The sequence below is a fragment of the Bacillus pumilus genome (assembly GCF_009937765.1).
Lineage (GTDB): Bacteria > Bacillota > Bacilli > Bacillales > Bacillaceae > Bacillus > Bacillus pumilus_O.
The window spans coordinates 3,373,234-3,394,893 of the sequence record NZ_CP047089.1 but is presented as its reverse complement, the minus strand read 5'-3'; the positions used below and the strand labels follow the sequence as shown (position 1 = coordinate 3,394,893).

Genomic DNA, 21,660 nt, shown 5'->3' with positions numbered 1-21,660 from the left:
ATACGATATTTCAAGAAATCTCTTGTTTCTCAAGATAGAATGTACCTGTCGGAATGGATGCCCATTTAGGCGTATTGTGATCAAGCCTGATGACAACAACCGTCATATCGTCATCGATTTGACCCGATCTTGTTCGAATGACCTCTTCCATTAATAAATCAGCAATCTCTTGCGGATCTTCTGTTTTAAAGCTTTTCATTTTGCGCTTCACCCAGAGATCATGATTTTCAATATGCTTTGGTCCTTCAAAGATGCCATCGCTCATCATAATCAGCAGATCTCCTGCCTTCATCTGTTCACTCACAACCTCCACTTCAAATTCATCAATAATCCCAATCGGTAAATTACTCGCTTGTACCTTCATCACCTGATCACCCCGTTTAATAAAGCTGGGTGTTGAACCGATCTTAAGGAATTTACAGCTCGCATCCTGTAAATCAATAATGGATAAATCTAATGTTGAATAGATTTCATCTGTCGTTCGTAAAGATAAAATACTATTAATGGTTTTAATCGCTACTTTTTCATTGATACCTGAAGCTAATATTTTTTCTAACAGCTTAATCGTTTCATTGCTTTCAAAGTGAGCCCTTGCTCCATTACCCATCCCATCACTAATAGCTGCGGCATATTTGCCCGCACCCAGCTCCATCATGCTGTAGCTGTCTCCAGACACTAACCCTCCGCCTTTCGCTGCATGCGCTACGCCTGTAGCTACTCGATATGACTTTGCAGAGCCAAATACAACGTGACAATAGCCTGTTGGGTGCTCTGCACACTGCTCTGCCTTGACTAAAATCTGCTCTTCTAAAATATCTGAGAGCATGGGGGCGATGATTTTCTCACATTCCCCATGCCCTTGGCAATAGGGGATTCTCATTTCAATATCGACATTCCCCTGCTCCAAGCTATAAATTTCTACTTGTTGAATTTCAATTCCAAAGTGCTGAAGTGCTTCTATCATCTGCTCTTCTTGAATAAAATGCTGTTCTCTTTCCCGTTTTATTTCCCGGGAAAAATCCTCCATCACTTGTGAGACGCCCATCAGCTGTTCAGCTACAAGTCGTCTGCTGTCTTGAACCTTTTTCTTCAAGGTCTGGTTGGCTTTATAGTAAGCGATCTCCTCTTCAATCAATTCCTCGACATGTTTTGATTTTGAGCAGTGCTGGCTAAATTTCTTCTTCAATTTCCGGTTTTGCTCGTAGGTTTTTTCATCAGATTCATGCATAACTTGTTTCATGAGTTCATAGGTTGTATCAAAGTTCTGCACCCAGCATTTATTTTTCTTATAGCACGTTTGACAGGATCGTTCTGTGATCGTACTTAAAAAAAGATCTACATCCTCTTCCTGTTTCTTTTCTTCAGGAATGGATTCGTAAAATGTCGCAAAACTCTCAGACAGCGCATGAAATACATTAGAAAATTGGTCTACCTTTTTTGCTGTCACATCTCGTACTTTCCGGGCGTATTGCTGCTGCTCCTGTACATGCTCTACCGTACCAGGAATATATTTCGCTACCTTAGAGGTTACGGATTGTGGCGTGAGCAAGAAGAGCACAACCGCAATCAGCGATTCATATAGCGTCGTCATGAGTCCTGCTGATCCTTCTCCGTACAATGAAATCAGTAAGGAGCCCACAATTAAGCCAATGGCTGCGCCTGCTTTCTTCCCCTCTTTCAGCAATCCCCCTAATAAACCTGAAAAGGCAAGAAGACTCATTTGATAAAGGTTTCCGATGTTAGCGAGACCGAGAATTAATCCAGTCACGACACCAACTGTACAACCAATACTTGCTCCTCCAATAAAGGCAAAGCTCAATACTACATATCGTGACAAAATATGTTCTGCCTGCATTCCTTGAAATGTGATCCCCGCCAGACCTGTTAAAACTGAGGCAATCAAAATCATAAAACAAATAATTTCTTCAACCTTTAAGGAGTGTTTGATTTTCCTGACTGTAAAAATCGGCAGGCTTTGAAGGAAAATCAGTGTCAAAATGAAGGCAAGTCCTGCCTCGACACCCGCCATAACGTAATCGTAGCTTTGCACAGCACCTTGCTCTAGGTAAACAAATGCTCCTCTGGTGATCAGCATTGACAGTACAATGACAACCGGCAATGTTTTCACTGGATCTTTGATGATGAAAGAAACCACCTTGGACATAAGGAGGAAGACGATCAGCGATGCAAACACAAACAATGCATTTTGAGGTGATATCGTCATGGCTCCAGCAAGTAAAGCGAGACAAGCAAGCAGGGCCTTGTCTCTTTTGATAAGCAGCATGGACCCAAAGAAAGGCAGAGCAAATGGCATGATTTCAGATAATATAAAGGCTCGTCCTAATAAAAAGCCTAGAACGACATAAATAAACCCTTTATAGAAAAAAAGAGAATGCGTATGATGAAGAAACAGGTTTTTCATCTTCTTTAACCCTGCACTGATTCTTTCAAACCCCGCTCCTGTTAAATCAGTTCTTCTTTCTAGTTTTTCCATCTTTTCATCCCCCACCTGATATTCGTTGCTTGTCATTATAGCGAAGGTGAAAAAGAAATTTTGTCAAAAGAAGTTGTCGTTTCCATAAAACGTTCGACGCTTTATTCGTCAAAGAGGCATACTTTCATGAAAGTCGATGTCTTTCATCAGAATTTTACGAAGACACAAAAAAACAGCTTTCCTAAAGAAAGCTGTTTTCGACGATGACCCGTACGGGATTCGAACCCGTGTTACCGCCGTGAAAGGGCGGTGTCTTAACCGCTTGACCAACGGGCCTTGCTTTTATGTTCTAAACAAAAGGATAGCGGCGGAGGGGATCGAACCCCCGACCTCACGGGTATGAACCGTACGCTCTAGCCAGCTGAGCTACACCGCCATAATAAAAATGCGCTAAGAAGCACAAGATATATAATACAAAGGAATCGCTTGTCCGTCAATAGGAAGTTTTAAATTAAATGGCGAAATCTCAAAAAATGTCGGATGAATTAAGAAAAAAACACCTGCGGACAGCAGGTGCTTTGTTGTGAAAGATATATAGAAAGCAGCAACAAGTTAACCTCTTCTTGCTCCGCGTCCCCCACGTTTTGATTCCGTGTTACGTTTTAAAGATGTTAAGCGGTCTTCACTATCTTTTAAGAATTTGTTCATTTTTTGCTCAAACGATTCCTTCGGACGGAAATCATTTCTGCTTGGTCTTGATTGTTGTTGTTGAGGACGATCTTTTGCTTTTTTAATGGACAAGCCGATTTTACCGTCTTTTTCAACGTTAATCACTTTCACTTCAACTTGTTCACCGACTTTTAAATGCTCATTAATATCTTTTACATAGTTATCGGCTACCTCACTGATATGAACGAGACCAGTTGAACCGCCTGGCAACTCCACAAAAGCTCCAAAATTTGTAATGCCCGTAACTTTCCCTTGTAACTTGCTGCCAACTTCAATCGACATAAAAAAAGTGCTCCTCCTTAGACTTATAAAAAAATCTCATTTGTTCAATTATACATAAACTGAATTTTAAGTGTCAACAAGGCTAATCGCTCTTATTGCCCACATCAAAGATTTTTTCGCCTTTTTTGGACATATAATAGTCCCGTCGTGCCAGTTCGAGTACGTATTCTTTGCTTTTCAGCTTTTTAATTTCATCAGAAATATCTTCCTGCTTTGTTTGTAATTGCTTCAATTCTTTTTCAAGCGCAACCTTCTTCTCTTCTTTTTCCTTTAATGAGGACGATTGCGACCAGAGGGCACTTATCACCAAGACAACAAACATGAGCGCAATCACACCAAACACGGTAAGCCTTCTAAGGAGTCCACGGCGTTTGCGTTTTAAGCGCTGTGCTTGCTGTTCCATTTGTTTTTGGTAATCATTTTGAATTTGTGCGATATTTCTTTTTCTCTTGTTCAAGGTTGAAGGCCTCCTCTCTTACTTTGTCCAGAATTGTTTCCATTTCGTTTTGATGGTACCAGATAATTTCTTGGTCCCTTGTAAAATTCCTGCTCCTTTAGAGAAAAACAATCTCATTGATGTTCGCCATTTTTCGGGAATCCGATGAATAATGGTCACATTGAGTAACCAGATGAGCGGATAACAGACAATGGACAGCACCTTCCACACGAGCCGAAACGTAAAATGAACAAGACGTAAGAGCAAGTGGAGCAAGAACATAATAGCACTTATGATGAAGGAAATCAGCCAGCGAATTGGCTGGAAGACGATGGACATGACCAGCCGTTTCAGAATGAGAACGGCCTGATACACACACATCACCAGAAACTTGAGAATGTTCATATACAGCTGTTTCATCAATGCCTGATACATCGAGAAACCTAGTGCAACGGCTAGAAAGATATAAACCCTGAATTCTCCTTCATTTGTCAGCAGCAGAACATAAAAGAATAAGAGACCCTGTACGAGCCAAAAAAGGAGATCGTGTATGATCAAAAGCCATTTTGCTGTCTTTTCCCGATTCACAAACAGCTTGTACGTATCAAGCGATGCGCCCAGCCAGATGCCCATCGCTACCATCGAAAGCATCGTATAAAACTGGACTGTCAGCGTCATTTAAACAGCTTGCTAAAAAATCCTTTAGCTTTCTCCCCGTGCTGCTCATCTACATAAATTAAGTCAAAGACACGTCCTTTAATCGACACAACGCCTTTTTCGACATCTAGGTTTTTCATTTGCAGATTTTCTCCACGAATCGCGAGAATCCCCATGACCGTCTCAAGCAGAAATTCTTCATTATCGAAGCTTTCCACCTGTTTGACACCGGTAATATCTAAATGCTTTCTGTTTCGCATTGTGATATTGTGTTCTGCTTCTGATGACAGCTTCGTGCCTTGAGGTTGATTATAATATTGATTCATTTATACATCCCCCATATCTCATACTTGCATTGTTACTGCATTGTATGTGACAGGAGGATCATTTAGAACAAGCCCTATTCTGCTGTTTTTTCTTCTTTTAGCACAGTATACATGCCAGCAGCTTCTTCTTTTTTCGTTGTGTCCTTTAACTCGTTGACTTGCACCGTCACGAGCTTTTGACCAAAACGGATTTTAAGCTCGTCTCCTTCTTTCACGTCAGAGCTGGCTTTCGCCTGTGTGCCGTTAATAGAAATTCTGCCTTGATCAGCGACTTCTTTTGCCAATGTTCTTCTTTTAATTAAACGGGACACTTTTAAAAATTTATCTAATCTCATGTATGATCACCTCTTTCTATACGTTTGGCATCGTTCCATAGATCGTCCATTTCCTCTATTGTTAATTCTTCTAATGAACGTCCCATGTCCTTTGCTTTTTGTTCAATATGCTGAAAGCGTCGCATGAATTTTGTGTTGGCGGAAGCGAGCGCCGTTTCAGGCTCTAGCTGATAGAACCTTCCAATGTTGACGAGAACAAACAAAAGATCTCCAAATTCATCTGTCATCTGCTTCGTTGCACTTTCGTCCGGCTTCTCTGCCACTTCAACGAGAAATTCCTGCTTTTCTTCTTCGTATTTGTTCCAAATATCGTTCACGTCTGTCCAATCAAAGCCTACTTTGGCGGCTTTTTTTTGAAGCTTATATGCCTTCGTTAATGCTGGAAGCGTCGCAGGGATGGATTGCAACATAGAGGCTGCCCGCTCCGGCTTCTCCAACTGCTTGATTTTTTCCCAGTTGACGACCACGTCTTCTGCTTCAGACACATTTGTGTCACCAAACACATGGGGATGTCTACGAATCATTTTCTCTGTGACATGCTGGATGACATCATCAATGGAGAAAAAGCCATCATCTTCACCGATTTGAGCATGAAGTAACACCTGTAGCATCACATCTCCGAGCTCCTCCACCATATGGTCTGGATCATCTTCATCTATCGCTTCAAGCAGTTCATAGCATTCTTCAATTAAATAGGGTTTAAGTGACTCATTGGTTTGTTTTTGATCCCATGGACAGCCGCCCGGACCTCTTAATGTACGGATGACGTCACGGAAGGTGTCAAATTGTTTGTAAAGCAGCTTTTCATCTTGAATCGGAGGTACATAAACACTCGTTAAGTTATTTATCGACACATCTCGATCAAGTTCAAATAAAGGAACGGCAGTAATCTGTTCCAGGCTGCTTCCAGCCGCAGTTACTATATAGACTTCATAATCATCAGGAAGCTTTTCCATCAGCGTGAGTTTCACATTCGAAGCAGTGATCTGATCATATACCTGACAAATGAGGACATGCTGGGTCAATTTGAGATCGTCCGCTCTCATATCTCCTGCATCAACGAATTGCAATCCCTCGATTGGGTCGATCTGCAAGGAATTAAACGTCGCATCCAAAAAGCTTTGTCCACCAGCAACAGACACCTCAATCCCACGCTCTTGCTGCTGAGAAACTAATAGCTGAACAGTCTTTTCTGCGACAAATGGATGACCTGGTACTGCGTACACAATCTCCTTTTCCGCTGCCTCTTTAAATAAAATTTCTGTGATTTCCTGATAGACCGCATCAAACTGATCGTGCTTTTCATAAATCTCATCAAAAAAGGTCAGTGACGGGACCTCCTGCATCAACTCTGCGGTAAGCGGGTGGTCCTGCGTTCTCATAAATACTTCTTTCGCCTGCTTCAGCTGCTTGTATGCACCGAGCGTCAGCTGATCCATGTCGCCTGCCCCAAGACCGACGACGGTAATCTTACCTGCCATTTTGATTCCCTCTCATCTGTTTAAAATATAAAATCTTTTCTCCTAATGGAATGAGTCTCCATTCCTCGTCCGTAAATACTTCTAGCTTAAGAATACTATATAAAAAGGCGAAACCACCAATAAAAACTGACGTCAGGCTCTCTAAAACGGAAAAAGGACGTTTTTCAAAGGGAATGACCCAAGAAAACAGTGCCTGATACCCTATTAAGACGATGGCCATGAAAGCGGCCGATAAAAGAATTCTCACTGGGAACAGCTCTCTCAACGAAATCCATCCTTTGTGCCTCAAATAAAAGGCATTGAGCAGAGCGGCAGCGAGGAAACCACACACAGTTGACCATGCCGCACCGTAGATGCCTAATAGCGGCACAAGTACAAGTGTGAGTATCCATTTCACCAGTACACTGAGAAGCACCACAACAGCCGGATACACAGTATGCCCGAGACCTTGAAGTAAAGCTGCTTGCGTAATCGCAATCGAAGTAAATGCGATGGAAATACAGAAAATTTGCAGCGCATCGGTACCTAAATCATTACGAAAAAGCATGATGTTGACTGACGAAAGAATACACATCAGCCCAACTGCTGAACCAATCCCTAAAACCGATGTAGTCTTAAACGATGTCCGTACTTTTTGCCTGATCGCTTCATGCTCTCCATTCCTCATGGCAGCAGATAAAAATGGCACAAGAGAGGTTCCAATGCTAATGGCAAACACCGTCCCTAGCTGTAAAAACGGCTGCCCTCGGTCATATACACCTTTTGCCGCCTTTGCCGCGGCTTCACTCAGACCCTCACTGCGTAGCAGCGCATACAGATGAAAGGCATCAATCATTTGCATCCATAAAATGAGTAGTCCGCTGACACAAATCGTGAATGTATACAGTATCAAACTCTTCAAAACATCCTTTTTCCGAAGTGTAGTCTGCTTGACTGTCATAGGTGCAGAAGACTGTTTTCGGTAAGTGAGCCAAAGAAAAAGAAGCAGGATAAGCGAGGCCGCACTTCCGGCTATGGAGGAGAAGACCGCACCCGCCCCTGTTTCATAAAGCGAATAGCCGTGTCTCACGAAATAAAAGGATAAAACAAGCAGAACGCCTACCCTGATGAGCTGCTCCACTAATTGAGAAACAGCCGTTGGAAGCATCATACCGTCACTCTGAAAAACGCCCCTCAGCATCACAGTGAGCGGCAGAAATAGAAACACAAAAGCACTCATCTGGATGAGCAAAATTAATTGACTGTCCGCCATAAGGCTCGCAATTCTGCCTGCTCCTATGTAAAGACAAAGAAATAAGACAAGGCTCAGTAAAGTGATATAGACCAAGGATACCCTTGAAATGATCCGTCGATCCTCTTCCCCATACTCACTCAAAAGCTTGGACACCATGACAGGAAACCCTGTGGTGCCAAGCATGATCGCAATACCAAGGAAAGGGTACACTTGCTGATAAATATAAAACCCAGTGTCTCCTACGATGTTCTGGAACGGAACACGATAAACGGCACTTAGTACCTTTGATAACAAGCCTGCGATGGTCAAAATCACCGCACCCTGGAAAAGCCAATGCGGCTGATTCACAGTATTTTTCATGGATGACTCCTTTAAAAATAGATCTACAGTTAAACGCACTCATTATATCATACGTGAATGAAAAGCCGTTTCTTTCTAAGGAGTAGACGACACATTCCCCGTTGTGTTTCATCCCATATAAAAAACGCCGACAAAATCAAATGATTTCATCGGCATTCTCTCGTTTTATCAAAATGATATAGAATTATTAGACCTAGTGTTCCATTTGACGGGCTAAGAAGCCAGCTGCTGTTTCTGCTGCTTTATGCTCCACTTCCCCCATTGAACGCTCTTTAGAAAATAAGACGACGGCGCCAATCGGATCTCCGTTTGCAACAATAGGTGCAATGGTATAAGCAGATACGTCATCATCAATACCATCGACAAGTTGAATTTCTTTTTTGCTTTCTTCTAATACAGAATTACGCTGGTCTATTGTTCGTTCAAGTAAATCACTGATGGATTTATTTAAGTACTCTTTTTTCGAACTGCCGGATACAGCAATATACGTATCTCGATCACAAATCAGGATGGAATGACCCAAACTGTCGAATAATGCATCAGCATATTCCTTTGCAAAGTCTCCTAGCTCACTAATCGGCGAATACTTCTTCAAAATTACTTCTCCATCGCGGTCGACGAAAATCTCAAGCGGATCTCCTTCCCGGATGCGCAATGTTCTGCGAATCTCCTTCGGAATAACCACTCTACCTAGATCATCGATGCGGCGTACAATTCCAGTTGCTTTCATTCACTGCTGCCTCTCTTTCGTTTGATGATGTGTTGGGTGAATGGAGCAAAAGCGTCCACTTTATGCAACATTCACCACTTGACCCTGAGATTAGTATCCGTCACATCAAACGTAATATACACGAGAGACAAACAAATTTTTATGAAGATGGAATGGTTTCTTTTTTCACATCTTGAAGGCCTCGAAGCATATTCAGAACGATTTCAAGCCATTCCTCCGTCTTCTTGCCTTTCGTCTGGACAGAAATAATTAGCTTGCTGCCTTCCATTCCCAAGCCAATATCACGGCCATATTTACTGCCGAGCGCAAATAATTTTTGACCGTCGATTTCACCGCTTGCTTGCTCTTCAAGGGTGAGTCTGACAATGCCTTTCTCCATCTTGATTAATTCAACACGTTCCTGCACGGCGTATACTTTCATTGTCGCAATCGTGAACAAATCCGCCACTTCTTGCGGATATTCACCGAATCGATCGATCATTTCATCTTGAAGCTCTTTTCGCTCTTCAATGGATCCAATCGCTCTGAATTGTTTATACATCTCAATCTTTTGCTTTCCATCCGAAATGTAAGTGTCTGGGATATAGGCATCGATTTGCAGATCGATTTCCGGTTCAAATTTATCTTGAGCCGTCGTATCGCCTCTTCTTTCTTCGATGGCTTCTTTCAGCATTTGAGAATAGAGATCGAATCCAACAGAATCAATGAATCCATGCTGCTGTGCACCAAGTAAATTGCCTGCTCCTCGAATTGTTAAATCTCGCATCGCAATTTTAAATCCTGATCCGAGCTCTGTGAATTCTTTAATGGCTTGAAGTCTCTTCTCTGCTACTTCAGACAAAACTTTATCTTTTCGATACGTGAAATAAGCATATGCGACACGATTTGAGCGTCCTACTCGTCCTCTTAGCTGGTACAGCTGAGAAAGCCCCATTTTATCCGCATCATGGACGATGAGCGTGTTCACATTCGGAATATCGACTCCCGTTTCAATGATGGTGGTACTGACCAATACATCTGATTCACCTTCAAGGAAATTGATCATCACTGATTCCAGTTCGTTCTCACTCATTTTCCCGTGTGCATAGCTGACTTTCGCATCTGGGACTAGCATAGAGATTTCATCTGCTTTACGTTCAATATCCTCGACACGGTTGTACAGGAAGTACACTTGACCACCACGTGCTAGTTCTCGCTCAATCGCTTCTCTAACTAAAGCGCCATTGTACTCGACCACATAGGTTTGAACAGGGAAACGGTTTTCAGGCGGTGTTTCAATAACCGATAAATCCCGTACGCCAAGCATAGACATATGCAGCGTACGCGGAATTGGCGTAGCCGTTAATGTCAGAACATCAATATTGGCTTTCATCTGTTTAATTTTCTCTTTATGCGTTACACCAAAACGCTGCTCTTCATCAATAATCAACAGACCTAAGTCTTTATAAACAATATCTTTCGAAAGCAAACGATGTGTACCGATCACCATATCTATCGTTCCATTTTTCAACCCTTTTAACGTGTCAGTTGTTTCTTTTCTCGTACGGAAACGGCTCAGCTGAGCGATTTTAACAGGATAGTCTTGGAATCGGTCCATAATCGTGTCAAAATGCTGCTGCGCTAAGATGGTTGTCGGCACAAGCAGTGCAACCTGCTTCCCGTCAGCAATTGCTTTGAAGGCGGCTCGAATCGCCACTTCTGTTTTTCCGTATCCCACATCTCCACAAAGCAGGCGGTCCATAGGACGTTCCCGCTCCATATCTTGTTTGATTTCATGAATCGAACGGATCTGATCATCTGTTTCCTGGTAAGGGAACGCTGATTCAAACTGGCGTTGCATCTCATGATCAGGCGAGAAGGCATACCCTTTGCTTGCCTCACGTTCTGCGTACAGCTTAATGAGATCATCTGCGATGTCCTGTACAGAGGACTCCACTTTTTTCTTCACACGTTTCCAATCGCTGCCGCCTAGTTTGTACAGCTTTGGCTCTTTACCTTCTGATCCAACATACTTTTGCACCTGATCAATTTGTTCAACCGGTACATAAAGCTTGTCGCTTCCTTGATAATGAATATTTAAATAGTCTTTATGAATGCCGCCGATTTCAAGCGTTTCAATTCCTAAATACTTACCAATCCCGTGGTTAATATGCACCACATAGTCGCCGACTTGAAGCTCTGAATAGCTCTTAATTCGCTCTGCATTGGTCAGCTTTTGCTTACGTGCCTGCTTCTTCACACGTTTTTTGAAGAGCTCGCCTTCTGTGATCACGGCAATTTTCGATAACGGTAGTTCAAAGCCTGTTTGCAGCTCACCTTGTAAAATATACACCTGTCCGCTTACAAGCTCTGCTTCCGGCTTAGCAAGAGCGGCTTCAATGTCATAATCATGTAAGACAGAAGACAGTTTGTCTGTCCGTTCTTCATCCGCACCTAAGAAAACAACTGTGTATTGTTGTTTTTTGTAGCGTTCTATTTCACTTGCAAGCACATTCATCTGCCCGTGGAAATTCTGCATTTGCTTACTAGAGACATTGACGATATTTTGCGGATTTGTCTGCTGGACATGTCTCAGGAACAAGGAGTAGTACAGAATTGACCGGGATTGCTGATTGATCAGTTGTTGGAACGGGAAAGAAAGGGTTAAATCATGAAGGATATTGCCTTCTTCAAGCAGGCTAATGGTCCAATCCGCTTCTTCCTGCTCAAGTTGTTCTTCCATCTCCTGAATTCTGCTTATTTCATCTAAAATAATAATCGTATCCTGTGAAGTGTAATCTAGCAAACTAGCAGGTTTTTCATAGAAATAGGACAGGTACTTCGTCATTTCCTGTGTCAAGATACCTTCTAGCAGCTTCTCTCGATCAGCAGTAATATGTTGATGCAGCAATTCTTTTTGCTGGTCCGAGTTGAATTTCTTTAAGCTATTCGCAAGTCCTTGATCAAGCTGTTCAATGGCTCTCACTCGTTCAGGGCCTCTGACAATAAGCTCTTTTGCGGGACCGATTTTAATTTCTTGAAGTGTTTCTAATGAGCGCTGTGTATCCGAATGGAACGTTCGAATTGAGTCTACTTCTGTATCAAACAGCTCAATACGGATCGGATGATCTTCCGTTAACGAATAAATATCAATGATTCCTCCGCGCACACTAAAATCTCCGGGCGCAGCAACCATCGACGTCCGGTCATAACCGATTTGTACAAGCTGTTTTGAAAACGCCTCCAAATCAATTTCTTCACCAAGCTTTAAATGGATCTGACTCTCCTTCCAGAGCTCAACTGGCGGAAGCATTCTGCGCACCGCAGCAGCCGGGGTGACGATAATGGGGTTCTCTCCATTCGCCAGCCGGTTCAGCACATCTAGACGCTGTGCTCTGAGCTCAGGACTCGCCACGGCAATTTCTGAAGCAATAAGTTCATTCACAGGATAAAGAAGGACCGAGCGATCTGACATCACACTGGCAAGATCATCTGTTACCTTCTGCGCTTGATACAAGTTGTGAGTCACAATAAACATCGGCCGCTTAAGTTCGTCTGATATAGCGGCTGTAAATAAAGATCTGACGGAGCCTGATAGTCCGGCGAGCAGTTGTTCTTTTAAACCTTCCTTTAGCCCATTAAAAATGGACTGAAAATCATCACTTTGTTTGATAAATGATTGTATATTTTTCATTTGGCTCCTCCTCCCTGCTTGTTTAAAACAGAAAAACGCTTTGGTCTATTATCTACACCAAAGCTTTTTATTGAATAAAGGTATGATACTGATGGTAATCAGGATTTCTTTCGAGCGCCTCTTGGCAATCCTCACAAATGGTTTGCACATGTAAATCACCATTTTCCCTATAAGAAATCATATCGTTTCTTTCCTCATTTGTTAAGTGATGAAATCCGAGTGCTTCACTTTGAACAGCAGATTCATCTAGACTGCCAACCTTTACACCACAGTGCCGGCAGTAATAATGCAAAGCCATACGTGATCCTCCCATGCTGAGATTTTATGATCAGTATGTGCTTTGCTTTTCATTCTTATACCTTTTTGTTAAAATCATTCATCACTTCTAAAAATGGCTTTGTTAAAGCCGCCTCACAAGCTTCGACAGACGCCTGAATGGCTGATGCGATATCTGGCTGCTCCTCTTCAGAAAAGCGTCCTAGCACGTAATCGACGACCTTCATGCCATTTTGAGGACGTCCAATACCGATACGGAATCGGTCAAACTCAGGTGACCCTAAATGCTGAATCAACGATTTGATTCCATTATGCCCGCCTGCACTTCCTTTTGTACGCAAACGAATTCGGCCAGTTGGCAAATCAAGATCATCATAGATGACTTTCAAATGTTCAAGGGGAATATCATAGTAATCCATTAGCGGACGCACGCATTCTCCTGATAAGTTCATATATGTAAGCGGCTTTACAAGTAGAACCTTTTGTCCTGAAACAAACCCCGTTCCAAATTGTCCATGGAACTTTGATTGATTTAATGGGATATCCCATTTTTTCGATAATTCATCTATTGTCATAAAACCGACATTATGTCTTGTTTTTTCATATTCTTTTCCTGGATTACCTAATCCAACAAACGCAATCATGAAACCAAAAACCTCCTTTGTCCCAAAGCACACGCCTAAAAAATGAGCCAATAGGATTGCCTCATGTAAAACGTATGAATTCTTTTCATTCTAGCACAAAAGACGCAACCGCGGGAGGGTTACGTCTCTAAATGACCAGTTATTCTCCATCGTTATCCTTTTCTTTAATAGCCTCAGGTTCTTTTGGTTCCTCTTCGCTATCTGGTTCAGGAACCTCTGATTGCTGAGGCGGTAAAATGGATGCCACGACTTCTTCTGGATCGTTATTCACTTGATATGATGACTGAACAGGCAAATCAGCGACTGTTAGGACATCATTCACTTCTAAGTTTGTAATATCTGCTTCTATATGCTGTGGGATATCTTTTGGTTTCGCTGTGATGGATAGTTCAAATAGTGGCTGCTGAAGCACACCGCCATCTTTAACTCCTTTAGATTCGCCAATCAACTGAACAGGTACATCCGCTTCAATTTCACGCTGCAAATCGACCACTTGGAAGTCTGCATGGACAAGCTCATTTTTTAGCGGGTCTGTTTGTAATTCTGTGACCATCACGGATTTTGTTTCACCGTTCACGTCCAATGTGATGATTGTATTCTTCCCTTCATCACGTAAGGTCTTTAATAAATCGATGCTGTCTAGTGAAACAGCCAGGTTGTCTGTATTTTTTCCGTATATGACACCAGGAACGTGTCCTGAATGACGGATTTTTTGCAGTGTGGAACGTTTGAAATCAGTTCTTTTATTTGCTTTTAAAGTTGCCATATTCAGCACCATCCTATTTCTTTTTTGTCACTACTCTCATAATTACCCATAACCGAATCATTTTAAACCTATTTACCGTGAATGATGATAGCAAAAAGACCCCAAGCGGATGCTTAGGGCCTTTTTCAATCAGAAAATTAGCTAAAAAGGTAGCTCACAGATTCTTCTTCATGTACACGGATGATGGCTTCTGCAAGCAAAGGCCCAACTGAAAGCGGAATGAATTTCCCAACTTTCTTGTCATCTGTTAAGTGAATACTGTTTGTCACAACTAATTCTTTAATTTTAGAGTTTGTGATACGTTCTACTGCTGGTCCAGACAATACTGGGTGAGTACAGCAAGCATAGACTTCAGCTGCTCCATTTTCCACAAGTGCATTTGCAGCAAGTGTAATAGTACCAGCTGTATCAATAATATCATCGATGAGAATCGCCGTTTTGCCTTCAATGTTACCAATGATGTTCATGACTTCAGCAACGTTTGGCTTTGGACGACGTTTGTCGATAATAGCGATTGGTGCTTTCAGACGATCTGCCATTTTACGCGCACGTGTCACACCACCGTGGTCAGGAGACACAACGACGATATCATTCAAGTTTTTCTGTTCGAAATAGTTTGTTAAGATTGGCACAGCCATTAAGTTATCGATTGGAATATCAAAGAAACCTTGGATTTGCGGCGCATGAAGATCAAGTGCAATGACACGTGTAGCACCTGCTGTTTCAAGTAAGTTCGCAAATAGCTTCGCAGTGATTGGCTCACGAGGTTTTGCCTTACGATCTTGACGTGCATATCCGTAATAAGGGATCACAATATTGACCGTTTTCGCAGAAGCGCGTTTTAGTGCATCTACCATAATAAGCAGCTCCATAATGTGCTCATTCACTGGCGCACTAGTGGATTGAATGACATAACAATCACACCCGCGGATACTTTCTTCAATATTGATTTGGACTTCACCGTCACTAAAGCGTTTAACAGAGCTCTTTCCTACATCAACTCCGATACGATCGGCAATTTCTTTAGCAAGTTCAGGGTTTGAATTCAAAGAGAAGATCTTTAAATTCGCATCAGCATAACGATTAGACATGGTAAACCTCCGGGTATTTGGATTATTTTTTATGAATATTTTTCACATAATCTTCTTTATTGACTTGTCTTGCTCTAGCAATAGACAATGCATCCTGCGGTACATCTTCTGTAACCGTTGAACCAGCTGCAACATATGCCCCTTTTCCGACAGTGACTGGTGCCACGAGATTTGAATTACAGCCAATAAATGCGCCATCTTCAATCTTCGTTAAGAATTTGTTCTTCCCATCATAATTGACTGTAATCGATCCACAGCCAAGGTTTACATCAGTTCCGACCTCTGCATCTCCAATATAGCTTAGATGAGATGCTTTGCTGCGGTCTCCGAAAACCGTTTTCTTGATTTCGACAAAATTCCCGATTTTCACTTCATCGCCAATTTTCGACAACGGGCGAATATGAGCAAACGGCCCAATTGTCACATCGACTCCAACCTCACTATCGCAGACGACAGATTGCTTAATCACTGTGCGGTCTCCGATGATGCTGTCAACAATTTCAGTGTTTGGCCCAATAATAGCGTCTGCACCGATTTTCACATTCCCTTTGATGACCGTCCCAGGATAAATCATTGTATCTTCACCAATAACTGCATCAGGTGAAATATACGTGTTCTCAGGATCAATCAAGGTCACACCATTTTTCATATGCTGATGATTAATACGTCGCTTCATGAATTGCTCTGCTTGTGATAGAGCGATACGATCATTGACTCCAAGTGTTTCCTCAAATTGCGGAGTTTGATACGCTGCAACTGTTTGCCCTTCATTCTTTAAAATTTCAATGACGTCTGGCAAATAGTATTCACCTTGAGCATTTTCATTCGATACTTGCTCAATCACACGGAAGAGATCTTCATTTGAAAAGCAATAGGTCCCTGTATTAATTTCATTCACTTGACGTTCTGCATCATTCGCATCTTTATGCTCCACAATTTTCACAACAGCACCGGTTTCATCACGAATAATACGACCATAACCTGTCGGGTCTTCCGCACGTGCTGTTAAAATAGTGACTTTCGCTTGATGTTTTTGATGCTCGCTCAACATAGCTTCCATTGTTTCCGCTGTCAATAATGGCGTATCACCACAAATGACAATGGTTGTTCCCTTTTCCTGCGCAAGGAACGACTTTGCTTGTTTGACGGCATGTGCTGTTCCTAGCTGTTCTTCTTGAAGTGCATACTCACTTCTGTCTCCAAGCTGCTCTTTGACGTCCTCTGCTCCATGACCGACAATCGTCACTAGCTTGGCTAAAGAAAGCTTTAACGCTTCGTCTGCCACATGCTCGACCATTGGTTTTCCGCAAACTGGATGAAGTACTTTGTATAGCTTTGACTTCATTCTCGTTCCTTTTCCCGCTGCTAAAATCACTGCGAACCGCTTATCCATTGATTGGCCTCCAATATCCCTATTATCCATAGAAAAATATATCCTAAATAAGGACTGATTTCAAGGATACAAGAGGAAGTGCATTAATTTTCTAATGAATGGGAGACATAAGGAACAAGAGAAAAAACGCAAAAAAGACAGCATTTTAAAAGAAAACATTCATTTTCTCTTAAAGCTGTCTTTTTAGGTTCACATATCTTTAAGAAGCTCCAGCTTCTTCATATTCAATTGTCTCTTCCTCTTCACCTAAGCGATGATACTCATTTAAAACAGCATCTTGAATTTTACCTCGAGTGCTTGAATTAATTGGATGTGCAATGTCGCGAAACTCTCCATCAGGCGTGCGTTTGCTAGGCATTGCAACAAACAAGCCATTGTTTCCATCAATCACACGAATATCATGAACAACAAATTCGTGGTCCAGCGTGATGGATGCAATCGCCCTCATGCGACCATCGGTATTCACGCGGCGTAATCTTACGTCAGTAACTTCCACAGTAGTTCACCACCTTTTCCCAATATAAAAGCATTACTTAGGTATTCAACGATTGTGGTGATTCTCCTGCTCTTTTTTTAAACTTTTTTTGAAATATCGGGATATTTATACATTTTTTGTCATATTGGTGACGGCGCTTACATTCTCTTCGCGAAAAAAAGACATCATGATGATGTCTTTTCCTGCATATGATGAAACTAAACGGCTTTCGTTAAGATTGCCTGTTTACTTGACTAATGCAATCACTTCAATTTCTACGAGTGCATCCTTAGGAAGTCTTGCTACTTCCACACAAGAACGAGCTGGCTTATGTGTATGGAAATACTCACCGTACACTTCATTTACTTCTCCGAATTGTTCCATATCTTTGATAAAAACTGTCGCTTTCACGACTGTCTCAAAGGAAGCACCTGCCGCTTCAAGTACGGCATTAAGATTACGGAACACTTGATGAGTTTGTTCTTTAATATCTCCATTTACAAAGTCTCCAGCTGCCGTTAATGGAATCTGCCCGGAGCTGTAAAACATGTTATTGACTATAATCCCTTGAGAGTAAGGTCCAATGGCTGCTGGTGCATGTTTGGTTTGAACAACTTTTGTCATATCAATCTCTCCCATTCAACTACATGTTTTCAATTCTTAAGCTTTCGAATGAAAAAACTCGTGGAAATTGCCTTCATTAATCTCAATGATCTTCTGCTTCATATCAATGGTTGAAAGCTTTAAAAGCGATACATATTCATCAACGAGACGTTCATCTACGCCTTCGTCTTCTAAAAGAACACCGATCCCTGCAACATTTGCATTAAATTCCTCAAGTAAATTCACCATGCCGTTAATGGTTCCGCCAGCTTTCATAAAGTCATCAATGATCAGGACATTGGACCCTTTATCTAAGCTCCGCTTTGCAAGTGACATGGTTTGAATTCGATTAGACGAACCTGACGCGTAGTTAATACTTACAGTTGATCCTTCAGTTACTTTATTATCTTTTCTAACGATCACAACCGGCACATTTAAATAACCCGCAACAGAATAAGCAATTGGAATACCCTTTGTCGCAACAGTCATGACGACGTCAATCGCACGGTCTGCAAAGATGGTCGCAAATAGCTTACCGATTTTCGCAAGGATTGATGGATTACCTAAAACATCGGTTAAATATAAATAACCGCCAGGAAGTACACGTTCAGGAGTCGATAGAGCTTCTCCGATATCGTTTACTACGTCGTCTGCTTCTTTTAGGTGAATCTTCGGAATATATTTCACTCCGCCAGCAGCACCAGGTACAGTAAGCAATGTGCCTATTCCCTGCTGTTCGAAGGTCTGTTTGATAATCGTTAAGTCTTCACTAATGGAGGACTTCGCAGATTGATATCTTTCTGCAAAAAAGGTTAACGGTACTAGTACGTGCGGGTGGGCTAACAAGTAATTTGTTAAGTCCACCAATCTGCCGCTTCGACGAAACTTCATGAACTTACCCCCAGAACCCGAATAATTTATGATAAATATAACTTAATATACGGATTTAATCAAGGGCATTTTGTTCGCCGATCATGCGGACAGCGTATACTTGATCACAAAACCCTCTCAGTCCGTTATATATTCTTTGTACCTTCGATTCATATTGAATCAAACCAAATACTGTAGGGCCGCTACCACTCATTAAAACAGCGTCAGCACCGAAACGCTTCATCTGTCTTTTGATCATATCTACTTCTGGATACATCTTTAATGTCACAGACTCAAGAACGTTTCCGAGCGAGCCGCACATCTCTTTATAATCTTTCGCTTCAATCGCTTCAATCATACGCTCTACATTCGGGTGTTCTACTTTGCTTGCGTCATATTGTCTATAGACTTCTGCTGTAGATACCCCAATCACCGGCTTCGCTAAAATCACCCAGCAATGTGGCGGTGTCGCAATATGCTTCAGCTTTTCTCCACGTCCTGTCGCTAGTGCTGTGCCTCCATGTACACAAAAAGACACATCTGAGCCGATCTCCGCCCCAAGCTCAGCTAGTTCATCTAACGTGAGGTTCAACTTCCACAAACGATTTAAGCCGCGAAGTGCTGCTGCTGCATCACTGCTGCCTCCAGCCAAACCTGCTGCTACTGGAATTGTTTTTGTGATGACAATGGATACACCTTTTTGAATACCGAACCTTGTTTTGAGTAATTTAGCCGCCTGATATGCCAAATTACGCTGATCATCTGGCACGAATCGATTATGAGATGATACACGGATTTCATCCTTGTCCAGCTCCGTCAGCTCTAGTCGATCTGCAAGGTCTATTGTTGTCATCACCATCTCCACTTCGTGATATCCATCCGGTCTTTTTCCATGAACATCAAGTGAGAGATTAATTTTTGCCGGTGCTTTTTCTAAAATACGCAAACATTTCACCTACTTCTCCATCTAAACATAATTATCAATATTGTATCACATTTGATGGATCTGATGAATATAGGCTTTTACGCCGAGCACACTGACTTTTTCATCAAAAAAAGCCAGAGACACCTGAGGTATCCCTGACCGTTTTTCTATCGTTGATTCTCATCCTGAGCCATGTGCTGTTGAGCTAATTCAATGGCACGTTTGACCATATTACCTGCGTCACGCGCTCGAATTTCTCCCCAGCCTCCATTTTTGACGGTATCATAAAATCCAAGATCCTTCGCCAGCTCGTATTTGAACTCATCTGACATAATCCCTCGGCGTCTACCCAAACGAAACAGCCCCTTTAGTCGAGAATTCGAATCAGTGCCACCGCTTGGGTGGCTTTCTTATTTTGTATCGAATCCTTTCTTTTACCCCTTTCAAAAAATGGACAGGCTCCCAATCAGAAAAAAAGGCAAAACAAAAAGCAGTAAACAAAAAGTTCACTGCCCATTAATAGGCGACTGAGCTAGCGGTATCATCGAACGTTAATTCGACCGTCTCAGTCAGTATATCTGCATAACTATAAGAAACTCTTTCAAACGAATTCTCATCTTGATCTAATTGAATCACAAATACAGAAGGGTACGTTTCAGCTAAAATGCCCGAACGCTCAATTGTTTTACGGCGGCCCCCGTTAGCCTTTAACGTCAAACGTTTACCTAAGTTACCATCAAGCGATCTTTTGATGTCGGACAAAGTCTTCGCCATTGCATCCACCTCACTGAGATAATTATACAACAACGGCCCGTTTTTGTCAAATAAAAATTAAATTATATCAACCAACACGAGCCATTGTCAACAAAATAATTTTGACAAACTTCTACCTTTTCTTCTCCCTATTTTTCTCAAATTCCGGTGAATTATGTATCCTTTTGCAATTTCTTTTTGAACATAAAAAAAACCAGACTGAAATCAGTCGGGTTATGTCGATTCATGGTCTCTTTTATATGGCATACCTACCCTTAGAACACCCTTCGTCTCGATGCCTCCGAGCCCTTTTTCTCTTGTTAATGTATTACGGAGCACATCCCACACGTTGATTCGATCTACAAATGGAGTGAAGCTGATCTTCGCAACGATATAAACGGGGTCGAGCGCATGGATATTCACACGGGAAGGCGAGCTCGCAAAATTGGCACCTGCTTGGATCAATGATTCGAAATGAGATTGACAGGCACCGGCAAAGATCACAAGCTGATCTAAATGAGGGATTTTTCGTCTGGCTTTTTGAACCGTTTCAACGAAATGCCGAGAATGGCGATATGCACCGATATCATGTACACCGCCCTTTTGCTTTGAATACGCATCATGTCCTGTGATAACCAATATATCTGGTCGATACTGATCAATTAATGAGTCAATCATGCTTGGCATTTTCTTCTCATGGCAATGCACCCCATACACAGGTACACCAATTCGTTCATATACATCTAAGCATTTCTTTAAGTATGAAGCATCTCCATCTAAATGAAGGACCTTTCCAGGCATGTGAAAATACTGCTCCTGATGCTGATATTGCCCTGACGTATAATACTCTTGTTTTTCCCGCAGCAGCTGATAATCCTGTCTTAGTAAATCGAGCGATTCATTGATTTTTCGTTCGTCATTTTTCTCTCTAGTCAGCTGTTCCTCTTTTTGAACCTTGACGAGATCTGACAACTTGGCATCAGCAATTAACCTCACTTCATTCCCATGCAATATGGCGGTGGCTTCGTGCTGATCGGTCTCATCAATTCGAATGATTCGAAACAAAATATCCATTTGATAGGATGCCCTTGTCACCATATCTCCTATTTGAAATTGCATGCTTTTCACTCCACAATCAGGCTCATATCCTGTTGGTATCGTCTTGCACTAAATATGTTCGTCTTTCA

At 42.0% G+C, this 21,660-nt stretch carries 22 protein-coding genes and 2 tRNA genes; all 24 read right to left on the bottom strand.

The genetic code is table 11. The features are described from left to right. Positions 1-10: 10 nt before the first annotated feature. Positions 11-2,494, bottom strand: a complete 2,484-nt coding sequence (gene spoIIE / locus GPS65_RS17060; RefSeq protein WP_119124320.1) for a stage II sporulation protein E — start codon at positions 2,492-2,494, stop codon at positions 11-13. Positions 2,495-2,698: 204 nt separating this feature from the next. Further along, a tRNA-Glu gene (locus GPS65_RS17055) sits at positions 2,699-2,770 on the bottom strand. A gap of 26 nt (positions 2,771-2,796) precedes the next feature. Then, positions 2,797-2,870, bottom strand: a tRNA-Met gene (locus GPS65_RS17050). A gap of 176 nt (positions 2,871-3,046) precedes the next feature. Beyond that, positions 3,047-3,445, bottom strand: a complete 399-nt coding sequence (locus GPS65_RS17045; protein ID WP_003217901.1) for a S1 domain-containing RNA-binding protein — start codon at positions 3,443-3,445, stop codon at positions 3,047-3,049. Between the two features lie 82 nt (positions 3,446-3,527). Further along, on the bottom strand, positions 3,528-3,902 hold the full coding sequence (locus GPS65_RS17040) for an FtsB family cell division protein (RefSeq protein WP_012008663.1): 375 nt from the start codon (positions 3,900-3,902) through the stop codon (positions 3,528-3,530). Positions 3,903-3,920: 18 nt separating this feature from the next. Further along, positions 3,921-4,559 (bottom strand): spore cortex biosynthesis protein YabQ, encoded by a 639-nt coding sequence (yabQ, locus tag GPS65_RS17035; protein WP_119124319.1) that lies wholly within the window; start codon positions 4,557-4,559, stop codon positions 3,921-3,923. Continuing rightward, positions 4,556-4,864: a sporulation protein YabP gene (gene yabP / locus GPS65_RS17030; protein ID WP_003217974.1), complete on the bottom strand. Its 309-nt coding sequence runs from the start codon at positions 4,862-4,864 to the stop codon at positions 4,556-4,558. The genes yabQ and yabP overlap by 4 nt, the downstream gene beginning before the upstream one ends. Before the next feature lie 74 nt (positions 4,865-4,938). Continuing rightward, entirely contained in the window at positions 4,939-5,199 is a 261-nt protein-coding gene (locus GPS65_RS17025; RefSeq protein WP_003217975.1) for an RNA-binding S4 domain-containing protein, read from the bottom strand. Then, the gene (gene yabN, locus GPS65_RS17020; protein WP_119124318.1) at positions 5,196-6,680 is read right to left on the bottom strand and encodes a bifunctional methyltransferase/pyrophosphohydrolase YabN; all 1,485 of its coding nucleotides are present in this window, start codon (positions 6,678-6,680) and stop codon (positions 5,196-5,198) included. Before yabN ends, GPS65_RS17025 begins: the two co-directional genes overlap by 4 nt. Beyond that, complete coding sequence (locus tag GPS65_RS17015) at positions 6,670-8,274, bottom strand: putative polysaccharide biosynthesis protein (protein WP_119124317.1); 1,605 nt, start codon at positions 8,272-8,274, stop codon at positions 6,670-6,672. The genes yabN and GPS65_RS17015 overlap by 11 nt, the downstream gene beginning before the upstream one ends. Before the next feature lie 193 nt (positions 8,275-8,467). Then, positions 8,468-9,004 carry a stage V sporulation protein T gene (spoVT, locus tag GPS65_RS17010; protein WP_119124316.1) on the bottom strand — a complete coding sequence of 179 codons (537 nt, stop codon included), beginning with the start codon at positions 9,002-9,004 and terminating at the stop codon, positions 8,468-8,470. Positions 9,005-9,143: 139 nt separating this feature from the next. Continuing rightward, a complete protein-coding gene (gene mfd / locus GPS65_RS17005; RefSeq protein WP_119124315.1) occupies positions 9,144-12,677 on the bottom strand; it encodes a transcription-repair coupling factor in 3,534 nt (1,177 codons plus the stop codon). Between the two features lie 67 nt (positions 12,678-12,744). Beyond that, entirely contained in the window at positions 12,745-12,975 is a 231-nt protein-coding gene (locus GPS65_RS17000; RefSeq protein ID WP_003217967.1) for an anti-sigma-F factor Fin, read from the bottom strand. 55 nt (positions 12,976-13,030) lie between these two features. After that, a complete protein-coding gene (gene pth, locus GPS65_RS16995; protein ID WP_012008658.1) occupies positions 13,031-13,597 on the bottom strand; it encodes an aminoacyl-tRNA hydrolase in 567 nt (188 codons plus the stop codon). 139 nt (positions 13,598-13,736) lie between these two features. Next, positions 13,737-14,363, bottom strand: a complete 627-nt coding sequence (locus GPS65_RS16990) for a 50S ribosomal protein L25/general stress protein Ctc (RefSeq protein ID WP_012008657.1) — start codon at positions 14,361-14,363, stop codon at positions 13,737-13,739. 137 nt (positions 14,364-14,500) lie between these two features. Further along, the gene (locus tag GPS65_RS16985) at positions 14,501-15,454 is read right to left on the bottom strand and encodes a ribose-phosphate diphosphokinase (RefSeq protein ID WP_003217907.1); all 954 of its coding nucleotides are present in this window, start codon (positions 15,452-15,454) and stop codon (positions 14,501-14,503) included. Between the two features lie 22 nt (positions 15,455-15,476). Then, positions 15,477-16,847 (bottom strand): bifunctional UDP-N-acetylglucosamine diphosphorylase/glucosamine-1-phosphate N-acetyltransferase GlmU, encoded by a 1,371-nt coding sequence (glmU, locus tag GPS65_RS16980; protein WP_119124314.1) that lies wholly within the window; start codon positions 16,845-16,847, stop codon positions 15,477-15,479. Positions 16,848-17,046: 199 nt separating this feature from the next. Further along, positions 17,047-17,343, bottom strand: coding sequence for a septation regulator SpoVG (gene spoVG / locus GPS65_RS16975; protein ID WP_008357439.1), 297 nt, complete (start codon positions 17,341-17,343; stop codon positions 17,047-17,049). 225 nt (positions 17,344-17,568) lie between these two features. After that, complete coding sequence (gene ridA, locus GPS65_RS16970) at positions 17,569-17,946, bottom strand: 2-iminobutanoate/2-iminopropanoate deaminase (RefSeq protein ID WP_012008655.1); 378 nt, start codon at positions 17,944-17,946, stop codon at positions 17,569-17,571. Positions 17,947-17,982: 36 nt separating this feature from the next. Beyond that, positions 17,983-18,816: a pur operon repressor gene (gene purR, locus GPS65_RS16965; protein ID WP_003217919.1), complete on the bottom strand. Its 834-nt coding sequence runs from the start codon at positions 18,814-18,816 to the stop codon at positions 17,983-17,985. 55 nt (positions 18,817-18,871) lie between these two features. Then, positions 18,872-19,741 (bottom strand): 4-(cytidine 5'-diphospho)-2-C-methyl-D-erythritol kinase, encoded by an 870-nt coding sequence (gene ispE, locus GPS65_RS16960; RefSeq protein ID WP_012008654.1) that lies wholly within the window; start codon positions 19,739-19,741, stop codon positions 18,872-18,874. A gap of 146 nt (positions 19,742-19,887) precedes the next feature. Continuing rightward, entirely contained in the window at positions 19,888-20,073 is a 186-nt protein-coding gene (locus GPS65_RS16955; RefSeq protein ID WP_012008653.1) for a small, acid-soluble spore protein, alpha/beta type, read from the bottom strand. Between the two features lie 163 nt (positions 20,074-20,236). Further along, the gene (gene veg / locus GPS65_RS16950; RefSeq protein WP_003217979.1) at positions 20,237-20,494 is read right to left on the bottom strand and encodes a biofilm formation stimulator Veg; all 258 of its coding nucleotides are present in this window, start codon (positions 20,492-20,494) and stop codon (positions 20,237-20,239) included. A 213-nt stretch (positions 20,495-20,707) separates the two neighbouring features. Next, positions 20,708-21,592, bottom strand: a complete 885-nt coding sequence (gene yabG / locus GPS65_RS16945; protein ID WP_012008652.1) for a sporulation peptidase YabG — start codon at positions 21,590-21,592, stop codon at positions 20,708-20,710. Positions 21,593-21,660: the final 68 nt, after the last annotated feature.

Excerpts from the sequence above, each read along its gene's own strand:
- pth (WP_012008658.1), bottom strand. The coding sequence starts at position 13,597 with ATGATTGCGTTTGTTGGATTAGGTAATCCAGGAAAAGAATATGAAAAA.
- GPS65_RS16990 (WP_012008657.1), bottom strand. The coding sequence starts at position 14,363 with ATGGCAACTTTAAAAGCAAATAAAAGAACTGATTTCAAACGTTCCACA.
- spoIIE (WP_119124320.1), bottom strand. The coding sequence starts at position 2,494 with ATGGAAAAACTAGAAAGAAGAACTGATTTAACAGGAGCGGGGTTTGAA.
- yabG (WP_012008652.1), bottom strand. The coding sequence starts at position 21,592 with ATGCAATTTCAAATAGGAGATATGGTGACAAGGGCATCCTATCAAATG.
- GPS65_RS17015 (WP_119124317.1), bottom strand. The coding sequence starts at position 8,274 with ATGAAAAATACTGTGAATCAGCCGCATTGGCTTTTCCAGGGTGCGGTG.
- spoVT (WP_119124316.1), bottom strand. The coding sequence starts at position 9,004 with ATGAAAGCAACTGGAATTGTACGCCGCATCGATGATCTAGGTAGAGTG.
- purR (WP_003217919.1), bottom strand. The coding sequence starts at position 18,816 with ATGAAGTTTCGTCGAAGCGGCAGATTGGTGGACTTAACAAATTACTTG.
- GPS65_RS16985 (WP_003217907.1), bottom strand. The coding sequence starts at position 15,454 with ATGTCTAATCGTTATGCTGATGCGAATTTAAAGATCTTCTCTTTGAAT.
- GPS65_RS17000 (WP_003217967.1), bottom strand. The coding sequence starts at position 12,975 with ATGGCTTTGCATTATTACTGCCGGCACTGTGGTGTAAAGGTTGGCAGT.
- GPS65_RS17045 (WP_003217901.1), bottom strand. The coding sequence starts at position 3,445 with ATGTCGATTGAAGTTGGCAGCAAGTTACAAGGGAAAGTTACGGGCATT.
- yabQ (WP_119124319.1), bottom strand. The coding sequence starts at position 4,559 with ATGACGCTGACAGTCCAGTTTTATACGATGCTTTCGATGGTAGCGATG.
- yabP (WP_003217974.1), bottom strand. The coding sequence starts at position 4,864 with ATGAATCAATATTATAATCAACCTCAAGGCACGAAGCTGTCATCAGAA.
- yabN (WP_119124318.1), bottom strand. The coding sequence starts at position 6,680 with ATGGCAGGTAAGATTACCGTCGTCGGTCTTGGGGCAGGCGACATGGAT.
- veg (WP_003217979.1), bottom strand. The coding sequence starts at position 20,494 with ATGGCGAAGACTTTGTCCGACATCAAAAGATCGCTTGATGGTAACTTA.
- glmU (WP_119124314.1), bottom strand. The coding sequence starts at position 16,847 with ATGGATAAGCGGTTCGCAGTGATTTTAGCAGCGGGAAAAGGAACGAGA.
- mfd (WP_119124315.1), bottom strand. The coding sequence starts at position 12,677 with ATGAAAAATATACAATCATTTATCAAACAAAGTGATGATTTTCAGTCC.
- GPS65_RS17025 (WP_003217975.1), bottom strand. The coding sequence starts at position 5,199 with ATGAGATTAGATAAATTTTTAAAAGTGTCCCGTTTAATTAAAAGAAGA.
- ridA (WP_012008655.1), bottom strand. The coding sequence starts at position 17,946 with ATGACAAAAGTTGTTCAAACCAAACATGCACCAGCAGCCATTGGACCT.